Annotated in this window: 13 protein-coding genes and 1 pseudogene; 10 read left to right on the top strand and 4 right to left on the bottom strand. The window is 66.6% G+C overall.

Features of this window, described 5'->3' with window-relative positions:
* Position 1 precedes the first annotated feature (1 nt).
* Together PSEK12I1_RS0103225 and PSEK12I1_RS0103220 are read left to right on the top strand one after the other, a co-directional pair.
* The gene (locus PSEK12I1_RS0103225) at positions 2-1,060 is read left to right on the top strand and encodes a phosphorylcholine phosphatase (RefSeq protein WP_027600670.1); all 1,059 of its coding nucleotides are present in this window, start codon (positions 2-4) and stop codon (positions 1,058-1,060) included.
* Positions 1,061-1,119: 59 nt separating this feature from the next.
* Positions 1,120-1,644: a glycine cleavage system protein R gene (locus tag PSEK12I1_RS0103220; protein ID WP_027597442.1), complete on the top strand. Its 525-nt coding sequence runs from the start codon at positions 1,120-1,122 to the stop codon at positions 1,642-1,644.
* A gap of 3 nt (positions 1,645-1,647) precedes the next feature.
* Here PSEK12I1_RS0103220 and PSEK12I1_RS0103215 read toward each other — a convergent pair whose 3' ends face one another.
* The 3 genes from PSEK12I1_RS0103215 to PSEK12I1_RS0103205 all read right to left on the bottom strand — a co-directional run bounded on the left by PSEK12I1_RS0103215 (position 1,648) and on the right by PSEK12I1_RS0103205 (position 4,794).
* Positions 1,648-2,133: a UPF0158 family protein gene (locus PSEK12I1_RS0103215; protein ID WP_027597441.1), complete on the bottom strand. Its 486-nt coding sequence runs from the start codon at positions 2,131-2,133 to the stop codon at positions 1,648-1,650.
* Between the two features lie 77 nt (positions 2,134-2,210).
* Positions 2,211-3,611, bottom strand: coding sequence for a sugar porter family MFS transporter (locus PSEK12I1_RS0103210; protein ID WP_037006622.1), 1,401 nt, complete (start codon positions 3,609-3,611; stop codon positions 2,211-2,213).
* Between the two features lie 199 nt (positions 3,612-3,810).
* Positions 3,811-4,794 (bottom strand): LysR family transcriptional regulator, encoded by a 984-nt coding sequence (locus tag PSEK12I1_RS0103205; protein WP_007159848.1) that lies wholly within the window; start codon positions 4,792-4,794, stop codon positions 3,811-3,813.
* Positions 4,795-4,886: 92 nt separating this feature from the next.
* On the opposite strand from PSEK12I1_RS0103205, the gene PSEK12I1_RS0103200 reads away from it, so the two are divergent.
* From PSEK12I1_RS0103200 to PSEK12I1_RS25190, 6 genes and pseudogenes are all read left to right on the top strand, one after another.
* Complete coding sequence (locus tag PSEK12I1_RS0103200; RefSeq protein WP_027597439.1) at positions 4,887-5,525, top strand: alanyl-tRNA editing protein; 639 nt, start codon at positions 4,887-4,889, stop codon at positions 5,523-5,525.
* A 35-nt stretch (positions 5,526-5,560) separates the two neighbouring features.
* Entirely contained in the window at positions 5,561-6,331 is a 771-nt protein-coding gene (locus PSEK12I1_RS0103195; protein ID WP_007159850.1) for a 2OG-Fe(II) oxygenase, read from the top strand.
* Between the two features lies 1 nt (position 6,332).
* A complete protein-coding gene (locus tag PSEK12I1_RS0103190; RefSeq protein WP_027600668.1) occupies positions 6,333-6,974 on the top strand; it encodes a LysE family translocator in 642 nt (213 codons plus the stop codon).
* Positions 6,975-7,003: 29 nt separating this feature from the next.
* Positions 7,004-7,333 (top strand): Arc family DNA-binding protein, encoded by a 330-nt coding sequence (locus PSEK12I1_RS0103185; RefSeq protein WP_042134592.1) that lies wholly within the window; start codon positions 7,004-7,006, stop codon positions 7,331-7,333.
* 101 nt (positions 7,334-7,434) lie between these two features.
* A pseudogene (locus PSEK12I1_RS25195) lies at positions 7,435-8,697 on the top strand (methyl-accepting chemotaxis protein); the annotation flags it as partial.
* Positions 8,683-9,396 carry a methyl-accepting chemotaxis protein gene (locus PSEK12I1_RS25190; RefSeq protein ID WP_371099482.1) on the top strand — a complete coding sequence of 238 codons (714 nt, stop codon included), beginning with the start codon at positions 8,683-8,685 and terminating at the stop codon, positions 9,394-9,396. The pseudogene PSEK12I1_RS25195 and the gene PSEK12I1_RS25190, both read left to right, overlap by 15 nt.
* A gap of 39 nt (positions 9,397-9,435) precedes the next feature.
* On the opposite strand, the gene PSEK12I1_RS0103175 is transcribed toward PSEK12I1_RS25190, so the two are convergent.
* Positions 9,436-10,020, bottom strand: a complete 585-nt coding sequence (locus PSEK12I1_RS0103175) for a flavin reductase family protein (RefSeq protein WP_027600666.1) — start codon at positions 10,018-10,020, stop codon at positions 9,436-9,438.
* Positions 10,021-10,193: 173 nt separating this feature from the next.
* Between PSEK12I1_RS0103175 and PSEK12I1_RS0103170 the strand changes: the two genes are divergently transcribed.
* Both PSEK12I1_RS0103170 and rep read left to right on the top strand, forming a co-directional pair.
* Entirely contained in the window at positions 10,194-10,886 is a 693-nt protein-coding gene (locus tag PSEK12I1_RS0103170; RefSeq protein WP_027600665.1) for a hypothetical protein, read from the top strand.
* Positions 10,887-11,085: 199 nt separating this feature from the next.
* Positions 11,086-13,098: a DNA helicase Rep gene (gene rep, locus PSEK12I1_RS0103165; RefSeq protein WP_027597433.1), complete on the top strand. Its 2,013-nt coding sequence runs from the start codon at positions 11,086-11,088 to the stop codon at positions 13,096-13,098.
* Positions 13,099-13,145: the final 47 nt, after the last annotated feature.

The raw sequence follows: 13,145 nt of genomic DNA, 5'->3' as shown, positions 1-13,145 counted from the left end.
GATGTCCACCCTTCCCCGCCTTCTCGCCGGCCTGGCCGGCGGTCTGCTCAGCCTCACCGCTGCCGCCACCGAGCTGACCCACTGGCCGGCCGATGCCGCCCGCCAGCTCGACGCCCTGATCGCCGCCAATGCCAACCAGGGCAACTACGCGGTGTTCGACATGGACAACACCAGCTATCGCTACGACCTGGAAGAGGCCCTGCTGCCCTTCCTGGAGATGAAGGGCGTGCTGACCCGCGACACCCTCGACCCTTCGCTCAAGCTGATTCCCTTCAAGGATGTCGGTGGCCACAAGGAAAGCCTCAACAGCTACTACTACCGGCTGTGCGAGGTCGACGACCTGGTCTGCTACCCCTGGGTCGCCCAGGTGTTTTCCGGCTTCACCCTGCAGCAGCTCAAGGGCTACGTCGACGAGCTGATGGCCTACGGCAAGCCGATCCCCGCCACCTACTACGGCAAGGACGACAAGGTGGAGACGGTGGAGATCAATCCGCCCAAGCCCTTCACCGGCCAGCAGGAGCTCTATCACAAGCTGATGGAGAACGGCATCGAGGTCTATGTGATCAGTGCCGCCCATGAGGAGCTGGTGCGCATGGTGGCGTCCGATCCGCACTACGGCTACGGCGTGAAACCGGAAAACGTCATTGGCGTCACCACCCTGCTCAAGGACCCGGCCACCGGCGCCCTGACCACCGCCCGCAAGCAGATCGCCGAAGGCAAGTACGATCCCCAGGCCAACCTGAAGCTGCAGGTCACGCCCTACCTCTGGACCCCGGCCACCTGGTTCGCCGGCAAGTACGCGGCCATCCTCACCTACATAGATCCCTGGAAGAAACCCATCCTGGTCGGCGGCGACACCCCGGTCAGCGACGGCCCCATGCTGTTCCAGGGCGTGGACGCCGCCAAGAACGGCATCCACCTGTGGATCGACCGCAAGTCCAAGTACCGCACCCAGATCGAGGCGATGATGAAGAGCAACGCCGAAGGCCAGGCCAAGGCCGGGGTGGCGGTGAACGCGGACAAGCACTGGGTGATCGTCAAGCCCGAAGACATCCAGTAGGCCCGCAGCGATCGGGCGGGCTAGACTGGGGACTCCCTCAGCCCGCCCTGGAGCCCGCCATGGAACACCTGGTCCTGACCGTCATCGCCCCCGATCGCCCCGGTCTGGTGGAAGCCCTGGCCGACTGCGTGGCCGCCCAGGGCGGCAACTGGCTGGAAAGCCGCATGGCCCACCTGGCCGGCCAGTTCGCCGGCATCCTTTCGGTGGAAGTGGAACCGGAATTGCGCAATGGCCTGGTGGAGACGCTGCAGCAGCTGGCCATTCCCGGCCTGCGCATCCTGGTCGGCGAACCCGGCCAGCCGGCGCCGGTGGGTGCGCCTCTGGTGCAGCTGGATCTCCTGGGCAATGACCGGGTCGGCATCGTCCGCGACATCACCCGGGCGCTGCACCAGGTCGGGGTCAACGTCGAACGCCTGTCCACCGAGACCCGCCCGGCACCCATGAGCAGCGAGGTGCTGTTCCACGCCACCGCCCTGCTGGCGCTCCCAGCGGACCTCGAACTCGAGGCGCTGCAGGCCCACCTGGAAACCCTCACCGACGACCTGATGGTGGAGCTCAAGCTCTATCGCCACGGGCACGACTAGGCCCTAGCTCCGCCCCTTCTCCAGCCGTCGCCGGATGCCCTCGGGGACATCGTCCGGCAGCGGCATCCGCCCGTCCGCCGGCAGGGCTTCCAGGCCGGCTTCGTCCAGCAGCACCAGCACCTCCTCCTTGAGGCGACTCAGGGCGAAGGCCTGCCAGGCCTCGCGCACCGAGGGGAAGAGCTCCAGTTCGTAGTCGAAGGTGCGAATCGGTCGCCGACTCTCCAGGGCCGCGCGCAGCAAGGGCTGGGCGTGGGGATGGCGCAGCTGGTGCAGAAAGGCCTCGCGCAGCTCCAGGCGATCGTCCTGGGTCAGGCGCGGCAGCGGCAGGTAGCGTTCGGGATCTTCCAGTTCCTCGCGTTCTTCCAGACTGAGATCGTCCGGATCGAGCAGGCGCAGGGCGCCGCTGGCAAGGTCGAGGAAGTGGGTACCTCGCTCCCGGCTGTCCAGAGCGGCAGCCAGCAGATCGAGGTCGAGGGTGAGGGGGCGCATGGCAGGACTCCGGCACAGGCGAACAGGAGCGGAGTTCTATCTCCGCTCCTGTTGCGACCTGGCACCGGAAGCTGCGTTCAGCCTTTCCGCTGATAGGGGAAGAAGCGCCGCTCGCGCAGGTCGTGCTCGATCTGCTCCAGGCTCTTGCCCTTGGTCTCCGGCACCAGGCGCCAGATGAACAGCAGCGCCACCAGGGAAATCCCGGCATAGAGCCAGAAGGTATGGGCGGCGCCCAGCTTGGTCACCAGGCTCAGGGTGGTGAGGGTCACCAGCAGGTCGAAGCCCCAGTGGCTGAAGGCGCCGACGCTGGCGCCCTTGCCGCGCACGAACAGCGGATAGACCTCGGCGTTGATCAGCCAGATGCAGACGCCGAAACCGCCGCAGTTGAGCATCAGGTAGGCGGCCAGGCAGGCCACCACCGTCCAGCGCTCGACATCGGTCTGGGGACCGGCGCCCTGGAACAGGTAGCCCATGATCGCCAGGGCGATGATGGAGCCGGGAATCAGCGTCAGCAGGTAGCGGCGACGACCGATGCGATCCACCAGGAAGCTGCCGACCACGGTCATGATCACCACCAGGATGGTGCTGCAGCCGGTGGCCAGCACCGCGGTCTGGTCGGAGAAGCCGGCCTGGGTAAGGATGGTCGGTGCGTAGTAGATCAGGGCATTGTTGCCGGTGATCTGCGAGAACATGGCGATGCCGGCGCCCACCAGCAGGGCCGGACGGACCCAGGGCGAGAAGAGGTCACTCCAGTTGCCTTCCGGGGCGTTGCTCACGGTCTTGATCTCGGCCAGTTCGGCCTGGGCGGCAGCGGCGCCGCCACGAACCCGTTCCAGTACCGCCAGGGCGTCGCCCTCGCGACCCTTGACCAGCAGCCAGCGCGGACTCTCCGGCAGTACCGCCATGCCCGCCAGCAGGATCAGCGCCGGCACCAGGCCGAGGCCGAACATCCAGCGCCAGTGTTCGTCCAGGGCGAAGCCGGTGAAATAGGCCACGGTGATGCCGAACACCACCATGAACTGGAACAGCACCACCAGCTTGCCGCGGTGCTCCGGCGGCGCCACCTCGGCGATGTACACCGGGATGATCTGGGTGGAGCTGCCGGCCGACAGGCCGAGCAGGAAGCGCGACAGGATCAGCAAGGTGACGTTGGGCGACAGCGCCGAGAGCACCGAGCCCAGGGCGAACACCAGGGCCACGCCGATGATGGTCTTGCGGCGGCCGAGGCGGTCGGAGATCGGACCGGTGCCGAGGCAGCCGAACAGGGCGCCAAAGATGATGGCGCCGGTCACCAGTTGCTTCACGGTGTCGTCCATGGCGAATTCGCGGCCGAGGCCGAGCAGGGCGACACCGATGATGCCGGTGTCGTAGCCGAACAGCAGACCGCCCAGGGCGGCGATCACGGCGATGAGCACGACCAGCCCCTTGCGCGGGGTGGCCGCCACGGGTGCGGCGAGCGAGGGTGATGAAGCGAGCATGGGGAAATCCTTTCTTGTTTTGCCAGGGCAAGGATCGCGGCGGCGACCTGATCCACCCGCGCGGGCGGGCCGTGGGGGAGCATGGCCCAGGGAAAAGCGCGATGCGGCAGGCAGAGAAACGTTAGGTGAATCGTTTCACCTAATGATGCCAGTTGTAACAGGACTTGTGAAAAGCATCACGCTTGGCGACCGGCAGCGGCTAGCTGCCGATGGTCAGTTCCTGGAAGCGCTGCTCGGGCAGCGCCGCTGCGCCCTGCCCCGGGCGCAGAGCCTGATCGCCCAGGCGCTCGACCAGGAAGTCGATGAACACCTTGAGCTTGGGCGGCAGGTGGCGCGTCGCCGGATAGAGCAGCCAGGCGCCGCCGTGGTAGTGCGGCAGAAAGGACCACTCCGGCAGCACCTGGATGATCTCGCCACGGGCCAGGGCCGCCTGGGCGGTGAACAGGGGCAGACTGCCGATGCCGATGTGGTTGAGCACCGCGTCCAGGCGCACCCCGGTGTGATTGGCGGCATAGCGACCGCGCACATTGACGTGGACCACCTTGGCGCCCTGGCGAAACTTCCAGCGTGAATCGGCCGGTTCCTCCGCCAGGTAGATGCAGCTGTGCCCGGCCAGATCGCGGGGATGGGCGGGCTGACCGTGCTCGGCCAGGTACTGCGGCGTGGCGCAGAGCAGGTGCTCGATGGTCAGCAGCTGACGACCCACCAGCCCGGGCGGCGGCCGATCGGTGATGCGGATGGCCAGGTCGACGTTCTCGTCGATCAGATCGACATAGCGGTCTTCCAGCAGCAACTGCACGTCCACCGCCGGATAGCGGCGCAGGAAGTCGGCCATGTGCGGATGGATCACCGTGCTCCCCACCGCCTTGGGCACCGACAGCCGGACGATGCCGGCCGGCGCCTGGTTGAACTGGCCACTGACCTCCAGCACCGCCCGCGCGGCGCCGACCATGTCGCTGCAGCGCCGATAGACCTCCTCCCCCGCCTCCGACAGGCGCAGCTTGCGCGTGCTGCGATTGAGCAGCCGGGTGCCCAAAGCCTTCTCCAGGCGCGCCACGCTGCGACTGGTGGAGGATGGGGTCAGACCCAGCTGACGGGCCGCCGCAGAGAAGCTGCCGCTCTCCACCACCCGCACGAAGATGGCCATCTCGCTGAGCAGCGGCAGGGGAAGATTTATGCTCACAGCGCAAAATTCCTTTGGAGGGAGGGTGGATTATCACCCTTGCGTGCGCTCTTTAGAATGAGGATGTTTCTCGTTTTCTAGGTAGTAGACGTATGACCGAGCGCCTGTATTTCCTGAGCGACAGCCTGATCGCCGAGGTCGAGGTCCACGCCTGTAGCGCCGCCGAGGACGGTTATGTCGTCGAATTGCTGGCCACGCCCTTCCATCCCCAGGGCGGCGGCCAGCCCAGCGACACCGGCTGGATCGGCACCGCCGAGGTGACCCGGGTGGTCCAGGACGGCGACCGTATCCTGCACCACACCACCCGCCCCCTGCCGCCCGGCCGTGTGCTGGCCCGGGTCGACGAAGGCCGGCGCCAGCTGCATTCGCGGCTGCATTCGGCCGGGCACCTGCTCGGTCACATCGGCGAGACCCATGGCTGGAAGCCGGTCAAGGCCCATCACTGGCCGGGCGAAGGCCGCATCGAATTCATTCCGGGCGAGGATACCTGCGCCCTGGACGTCGAATCCTTGCAGGCGCACTTCGACGCCCTGGTGGAAGAAGACCTGCCGCTGCAGATCGAGGTGCAGGCCGATGGCCAGCGCCAGGTGCGCTTTGGCGAGGACGTGGCGCGCTATGCCTGCGGCGGAACCCACGTGCGCTCCCTGCGCGCGGTCGGTGCCCTGAGCGCCCTGGGCGTCAAGGAAAAGAAGGGACGCCTGCTGGTGAGCTACGACATGGCTGGCGCCTGATCAACCGCTCACCTCACCCGCAGAAAGGAAGCGCCATGCTGCTCGAACTCGACGCTCTCGACACCGAGAGTCTGCTCCGTCTCACCGATGAACGCCTGCTGGCCGTGCGCGTGCGCCACTTCGTGCCGCGTCCGCTGGCCGACGACCTCGGCCAGCAGATCCTCGGCAACGGCTTCGCCACCTACACCAACGCCCCCAGCATCGGCCGCATCGGCATGGCCTTCTACGAGGCGGAGCACCAGCGCGCGCAGATGGACGACTATTTCGCCAGCGTCACCAGCAACCTGGAAGAATTGCGCCGCCGCTGCCGCCCCTACCTCAATCCCATCGACCTGGTGCGCTGCACCCTCGACGAGGTCTGGCCGGCCGGGGCCCGCCTGCAGACCCTCTGGGGCCGCAAGATGTACGTCGGCCTGTCGCGGGTGGTGAAGCCGGGGGTGCGCTTTCTCGCCCACCACGACATCTTCGCCAAGGACGCGCCGGGCAGCGAGGAAGCCGAAAGCCTGGTCGCCCAGCTGGCCTGCAACGTCTACCTGACCATGCCCAGTGTCGGCGGCGAACTGCAGCTCTGGTCGCGCGAGCTGTCGCCGGAGGCCTTCGACGCCATGCGCGGCGACAGCTACGGCATCGAACCCGACCGGCTCGGCCCGCCCTGCCTGACCATCCGCCCCGAACCGGGCGATCTGATCCTCTTCAATTCCCGCCGCATGCACGCCGTGACCCCCGGCAACGACCAGCCGCGCCTGTCGCTGTCGTGCTTCGTCGGCTATCGCGGGGCGGCCGAACCCCTCACGTACTGGAGCTGACATGTCCCCCTACCTGAGCGAATTCCTCGCCCTGGCGACCATCCACTTCCTCGCCGTGCTGGCGCCCGGTCCGGACTTCGCCGTGACCGTGCGCCAGAGCGTGAGATTCGGCCGCCTGATCGGCCTCTGTACCGCCCTGGGCATCGGCGCCGGCATCTCGGTGCACGTGCTCTACACCCTGCTCGGCATCGGCGCCCTGATGCACGCCACGCCCTGGCTGCTGGGCGTCGCCAAGGTGGTCGGCGGCGCCTACATCCTCTGGCTGGGCTTCAACCTGATCCGCAGCAAGCCCACCGCCGCGCCGCTGGACGACAGCCAGTGGCAGCAGGCCGATCTGCAACGGCAGTCGCCCGGCAAGGCCTTCCTCACCGGCTTCCTGACCAACGCCACCAATCCCAAGGCCACCCTGTTCTTCCTGGCCATCTTCACCACCGTGGTCAGCGGCAGTACGCCACTGACCGTCCAGGGCCTCTATGGCCTGTGGATGTGCGCGGTCAACGCCGGCTGGTTCGCCCTGGTCAGCCTGCTGTTTTCCAGTCCGCGCGTTCGCCAGACCTTCCTGCGCCTGGGCCACTGGTTCGAACGAGCCATGGGCCTGGTGCTGGTTTTCTTCGCCGGTCGACTGCTGTTGTCGGCGCTTTGACGTCAGTCCATTCGTCTTGGAGGTCCTCCATGCCCTACGTCCACCGCGCTCCCGCTGGTATTCCCACGGAAAAGTTCGTCGTCCGCCTGCCCGATGGAATGCGTGAACGCATCGCCGCCGTGGCCCGCTCCCATCGCCACAGCATGAACACCGAGATCGTCGCCTGGCTGGAACGCAGCCTGGTGCAGGACGGGGTGCTGGAGCAGCAGCAGGTCGACGCGGACGACGAGTTGCTCAATGCCAGCGAGCAACTGCTGCTACAGCGCTTTCGCCAGCTCAACGAGCGTCAGCAGAATGCGCTGATCTCGGTGCTGGAGCTGGAGTTGCCCGTGCCGGTGAACACGCGCGAAACCGCCTGAATCCGGCCGGTTCGGGCCCCGCAGCGAACCGGCCGTCGGTTCCGGAGCCGCCAACCAGGCGGCTCTGACGTGCGGCTTTCAAGTATCGATCGGGACAGCCGATGAAGGGGGTCTTCGCACTCTCTTCCGGAATCCCCATGTCTGTATCCAAAGCCTCCTGGCTGAGCAATCTCGGCATTTCCAAGAAGCTGGCCCTGGGCTTCGGCGCCCTGCTGGTCATGGTGACGGTGGTGGCCCTGTTCGGCTATTTCACCGCCAATACCCTGCTCGAGCGCATCAACAAGACGCGCTACAGCGGTCAGCTCAAGGCGGATGTCCTCAGCGTCAGGATCGACGAAAAGGCCTATCTGCTCGATCCTAGCGCCGCCAATGCCACCCGGCAACAGGCCACCTTGGCTAGCGTGACGGAAGACATCGGCAAGGGCCTCAGCCTGCTGACCAACCCGGCCAACGTCGCCATCCTGCAGGATATCCAGCGGGAGATGAAAACCTATCAGGAGCGCTTCGCCGCCCTGCAGCAGGCCAACCAGGCCAGCGCCGGGGCGCAGAAGGAACTGACCCAGGTTTCCGACACCGTTACCGAGACCCTCGATCAGCTGTTCGAGCTGGTCTTTTCCCCGGGTGGCAGCTACAGCACCGCCGACCTCAAGGCCTTGGCCGAGATGAAGGCGCAGATGGTCGGTGTGCGTCTGGCCATCCGTCGCTTCCTCGGCACCCCGGATGACAGCAAGTCCCAGGCGACCCTCAAGGTCATCGACGAGCTGCTCAAGACGCTGGCCACTGCTCAGAAGCAGATCGACGGCGACACCGCCGCCCGCCTCTACAGCGCCACCCAGGACGTGACCCGCTATCGCGCCTTCTTCGAATCCATCGTCGCCCAGAACCGTCAGGCCCAGGCCGCCGTCGCCAGTCTGCAGGAGCAGGGCAACAAGCTGGTGCAGTTGCTGGATCAGCTGGGCGAGGGTCAGCTCAAGTCCGCCGCCGCCGAGCGCCAGGCCGCCCTGCTCAAGCTGCTGCTGAGCAGCCTGATCGCCCTGCTGATCGGCATCGCCGCCGCCTGGCTGATCACCCGCCAGATCACCCAGCCGCTGGCGACCGCCATGGCCATGCTCAAGCGCGTCGCCGCCGGCGACCTCACCCAGCGCAACGAGGTGAGCCGCCGCGACGAACTGGGCGAACTGCAACGCACCACCCAGGCCATGGCCGATGACCTGCGTCAGCTGGTCGGGGGCATCGCCAATGGCGTGGGGCAACTCAGCAGCGCGGCCGACGAACTCTCGGCCTTTGGCGTCCAGACCAGCCGCGGCGTCACCCAGCAGCGCGACGAGATGCAGCAGGTGGCCACCGCCATGAACGAGATGGCGGCCACGGTGCACAACGTGGCGCAAAACACCGCCAACGCCTCCAGCGCCGCGCAGAACGCCGACAGCATGGCCCGCGAAGGCAGCCGCACGGTCAAGCGCGCGGCCGAGGAAATCACCCTGGCCGCCGAAGAGGTGCAGGGCCTGAGCGATGCCATGGAGCGCCTGGACAGTGCCAGCGGTCGCATCGGCAGCGTCATCGACGTGATCAAGGCGATCGCCGAGCAGACCAACCTGCTGGCGCTCAACGCCGCCATCGAAGCCGCCCGCGCCGGTGAACAGGGCCGCGGCTTCGCCGTGGTGGCCGACGAGGTCCGCTCCCTGGCGCAACGGACCCAGGAGTCCACCCAGGAAATCGGCGAACTCATCGCCACCCTGCAGCAGGGCACCACCGAAGCCAGTGCGCGGATGCAGGCCAGTCGCGACCGCACCCTGGGCACCGTGACCCTGGCCCAGGACGCCGAGCGCGCCCTGGAGGTCATCTACCAGGCGGTGGCGGAGATCCAGAGTCTCAATCAGCAGATCGCCACCGCGGTGGAAGAGCAGAGCCTGGTGGCCGAGGAGATCAACGGCAACGTGGTCAAGGTCAGCGGCCTGGCCGAGGAGTCGGCCACCGCCAACGCCCATGCCGCCGCCTCGGTCAACGAGCTGGCCCGCCTGGGCGGCGATCTGCAGCAGATGGTCGCGCGCTTCCGCGTCTGACCCTGCTCGCGACGACGCCAGGCGCTGGCGTCGTCGGGTTCAGACCTTGGGCGTCAACAGCTGCCCCTGGATGCCGTCGCCGATCACCAGGAAATGGCCGCCGGCGACGTGGTGCAGGGTGCGCAGGCCGTCCTGGCCGCGAAAATCCCAGCGCCCCTCGCGAAACACCCGGGTATCGGCCCGGGCGGCGACCACCTCGCCGAGAAACAGGTCGTAGTCCTGCTGATTGTGCGCCTCGGGCAGCAGCCGGCATTCCAGCCAGGCCACGCAGCCGGCGATCAGCGGCGCGCTGACCTGTTCGCCCGCCAGCGTCTCGATGCCGTAGGCGGCGAACTTGTCCAGCTCGCGGCCGCTGGTGTTGCCCACCGTCTGCACCAGATCCACCTGGGCGGCGCAGGGCACGCTGAGCACGAAGCTGCCCTCGGCCTCCAGCAGTTCGCGGGTCCAGGTCTGCTTGTCCAGCACCACCGCCACCTTGCCCGGTTCGAAATCCACCGCCATCGCCCAGGCCGCGGCCATGACGTTGCGCCGACCGGCATGGGCGGCGCTGACCAGCACCGTGGGACCGTGGTTGAGCAGCCGATAGGCCTTGGCCAGGGGGACGGCGGCAAGGGTCGAATTCATGGAGGGACTCCGGCGGGAAAAGCCCCAGGGTAACGCAGCCCTTGCCGTTCGGCGCCGCGCGGGTAAAAAATTGCCGCTTGGCGACGCGCTCGCCAAACGCCGGGAGACATCAGGGGTCTATCGCCCACTCCCGGCCCGGGACCAACAAGAAACCTGCGTTAAGGATGACCCCTATGCCCACCTGCCTGGCCCGCTCCCTCCTGCTGCTCTGCGCCTGCTGCCTGGGTCTGCCGCTGGCCCATGCCCAGGTCGCCAAGCCGGCGCACAGCGCTCCGCTCACCCAGCCGCTGCTGTCCAGTTCCATCAACGATTTCAGCAACGAAGACTGGGATCGCGGCGTCCTGCGCCGGGTGGCCGGTCTGACCATTCCGGCCACCCCGGCCAACGTCGAAGGCTTCATCAGCGGCCGCCAGGTCCAGCTGGGCGATGGCGAATGGCGCGCCATCACCGAAGTCCAGCGGGTCGGCGACAACCTGGCGGTGTTCGTCGAGGGCAAGCCGCTGGACGCCGAGACCGTGGGCTATCCCAGACGCCTGGCGGTGGATGACGCCCCCGGCACCGGACGCCATCTGCAGCGCCTGCCGGGTCGCTTCAACACCCCGATCAACGACTTCACCAACCAGGACTGGCTCAAGGGCATCTACCGCAAGGCCGCCGGCATCTCCATCCCGGTCACCGAGCGCAATCGCGAGGAATTCAAGCCGGGCGCCATCGTTCGCCTGGCCGATGGCCAGGACTATGCCGTCACCCATGTCAGCGAATTCGGTCGCAGCATGGGCGTGTTTCTCGACAGCCCGGTACTGCCAGGCGAGAAGTACGGCTATCCGCGCCAGCTGACCTTCGTCGCGCCACCGCCCAAGCCCTAAGGGCCTGTTCAAAGTCTCGCGAGCTAGAGCCAAACGAGGCGAAAAGGCCTGAGGAAGCGGAGTTTACATAGTGTAAATGAGCATTCCGAAGGCCTTTTCAACGCAGGTTGGCCGACGCGCAGCAGACTTTGAATCAGGCTCTGACCGCGGGGACCGGCGCTGGTAGAATTCTTGCCCAGCGTCATCACCCCGGTCCGCCATGTCCAAGCTCAACCCCCGCCAGGCCGAAGCCGTGGCCTACATCAGCGGTCCCCTGCTGGTGCTGGCCGGTGCCGGCTCCGGCAAGACCAGCGTCATCACCCGCAAGATCGCCTACCTGGTGCAGCAGTGCGGCATCCGCGCCCAGTACATCTGCGCCGTGACCTTTACCAACAAGGCGGCGCGCGAGATGAAGGCGCGGGTGGCCAGCCTGCTCAAGGCCGGCGAAGGCCGCGGCCTGACCGTGTCCACCTTCCACAACCTCGGGCTGAACATCATCCGCCGCGAGTACGCGCATCTGGGCTACAAGCCCGGCTTCTCGATCTTCGACGAGGGCGACATCAAGGCGCTGCTCACCGACATCATGCAGAAGGAATACCAGGGCGACGACGGCCTGGACGAGATCAAGAACTACATCGGCAACTGGAAGAACGACCTCATCCTGCCGGACGAGGCCCTGGAAAAGGCGCGCACCCCCAAGGAGCAGACCGCCGCGGTGGTCTACCTGCACTATCAGCGCACCCTCAAGGCCTACAACGCGGTGGATTTCGACGACCTCATCCTGATGCCGGTCAAGCTGTTCCAGGAACACCCCGAGGTGCTGGAGCGCTGGCGCAATCGCATCCGCTACATGCTGGTGGACGAATACCAGGACACCAACACCAGCCAATACCTGCTGGTGAAGATGCTGGTGCAGGAGCGCGCCCAATTCACCGTGGTGGGCGACGACGACCAGTCGATCTATGCCTGGCGCGGTGCGCGGCCGGAAAACCTGATGCAGCTCAAGGACGACTTCCCCTCGCTCAAGGTGGTGATGCTGGAGCAGAACTACCGCTCCACCAGCCGCATCCTCAAGTGCGCCAACGTGCTCATCGCCAACAATCCCCACGTGTTCGAGAAGCAGCTGTGGAGCGAGATGGGCCACGGCGATCCGATCCGGGTGCTGCGCTGCAAGAACGAGGACGGCGAGGCCGAGCGTATCGCCCTGGAGATCCTCACCCTGCACCTCAAGACCCAGCGGCCTTACGCGGATTTCGCCATCCTCTATCGCGGCAACCACCAGGCCAAGCTGATGGAGCTGAAACTCCAGCACCACCAGATCCCCTACCGGCTCTCCGGCGGCACCAGCTTCTTCGCCCGCCAGGAGGTCAAGGACGTGATGTCCTACCTGCGCCTGCTGGTCAATCCGGACGACGACAACGCCTTCCTGCGGGTGATCAACGTACCGCGCCGGGAGATCGGCTCCACCACCCTGGAAAAGCTCGGCAACTACGCCGGCAGCCGGGATCGCTCGATGTACGCCGCCGCCGACGAGATCGGCCTGGGTGAGCACCTGGACGCCCGCTTCACCGAACGCCTGGGGCGCTTCAAGCGCTGGATGGACGGGGTACGCAAGAATTGCGCGGGTGAGGATCCGATCGGCGCCCTGCGCAGCATGGTGATGGACATCGACTACGAGAACTGGATCCGCCAGAACGCCAGCTCCGACAAGGTCGCTGACTTCCGTATGGGCAACGTCTGGTTCCTCCTGGATGCCTTGAAGAACATCCTGGAAAAGGATGAAGACGGCCAGATGACCATCGAGGACGCCATCGCCAAGCTGGTCCTGCGCGACATGCTCGAACGCCAGCAGGAGGAAGAGGAAGGCGCCGACGGGGTGCAGATGATGACCTTGCACGCCTCCAAGGGCCTGGAATTCCCCTATGTGTTCATCATGGGCATGGAGGAGGAGATCCTGCCGCACCGCTCCAGCATCGAGGCCGACACCATCGAGGAGGAGCGCCGCCTGGCCTACGTGGGCATCACCCGCGCGCGCCAGACCCTGGCCTTCACCTATGCCACCCGGCGCAAGCAGTACGGCGAGCTGATCGACTGCACCCCCAGTCGCTTCCTGGATGAGTTGCCGCCCGAGGACCTGCAGTGGGAAGGTCTGGAAGAAGCGCCCCAGGAACAGAAGGCCGCCCGCGGCAACGATGCCCTTGCGGCGATGCGGGCGATGCTCAAGCGGGGTTGAGGAGGAAGGTCTCCAGTGGGTGGCTCCCTCACCCCAGCCCTCTCCCA

This window comes from Pseudomonas sp. MOIL14HWK12:I1 (genome assembly GCF_000510705.1).
GTDB classification, from domain to species: Bacteria; Pseudomonadota; Gammaproteobacteria; order Pseudomonadales; family Pseudomonadaceae; genus Chryseomonas; species Chryseomonas oryzihabitans.
Note: the sequence above shows the minus strand (reverse complement) of the source record. Positions and strands in the feature narration are given on the sequence as shown.

Coding starts and splice junctions, on each gene's coding strand:
- PSEK12I1_RS0103225 (WP_027600670.1), top strand. CDS start 2: ATGTCCACCCTTCCCCGCCTTCTCGCCGGCCTGGCCGGCGGTCTGCTC.
- PSEK12I1_RS0103220 (WP_027597442.1), top strand. CDS start 1,120: ATGGAACACCTGGTCCTGACCGTCATCGCCCCCGATCGCCCCGGTCTG.
- PSEK12I1_RS0103215 (WP_027597441.1), bottom strand. CDS start 2,133: ATGCGCCCCCTCACCCTCGACCTCGATCTGCTGGCTGCCGCTCTGGAC.
- PSEK12I1_RS0103210 (WP_037006622.1), bottom strand. CDS start 3,611: ATGCTCGCTTCATCACCCTCGCTCGCCGCACCCGTGGCGGCCACCCCG.
- PSEK12I1_RS0103200 (WP_027597439.1), top strand. CDS start 4,887: ATGACCGAGCGCCTGTATTTCCTGAGCGACAGCCTGATCGCCGAGGTC.
- PSEK12I1_RS0103195 (WP_007159850.1), top strand. CDS start 5,561: ATGCTGCTCGAACTCGACGCTCTCGACACCGAGAGTCTGCTCCGTCTC.
- PSEK12I1_RS0103190 (WP_027600668.1), top strand. CDS start 6,333: ATGTCCCCCTACCTGAGCGAATTCCTCGCCCTGGCGACCATCCACTTC.
- PSEK12I1_RS0103185 (WP_042134592.1), top strand. CDS start 7,004: ATGCCCTACGTCCACCGCGCTCCCGCTGGTATTCCCACGGAAAAGTTC.
- PSEK12I1_RS25190 (WP_371099482.1), top strand. CDS start 8,683: ATGAACGAGATGGCGGCCACGGTGCACAACGTGGCGCAAAACACCGCC.
- PSEK12I1_RS0103175 (WP_027600666.1), bottom strand. CDS start 10,020: ATGAATTCGACCCTTGCCGCCGTCCCCCTGGCCAAGGCCTATCGGCTG.
- PSEK12I1_RS0103170 (WP_027600665.1), top strand. CDS start 10,194: ATGCCCACCTGCCTGGCCCGCTCCCTCCTGCTGCTCTGCGCCTGCTGC.
- rep (WP_027597433.1), top strand. CDS start 11,086: ATGTCCAAGCTCAACCCCCGCCAGGCCGAAGCCGTGGCCTACATCAGC.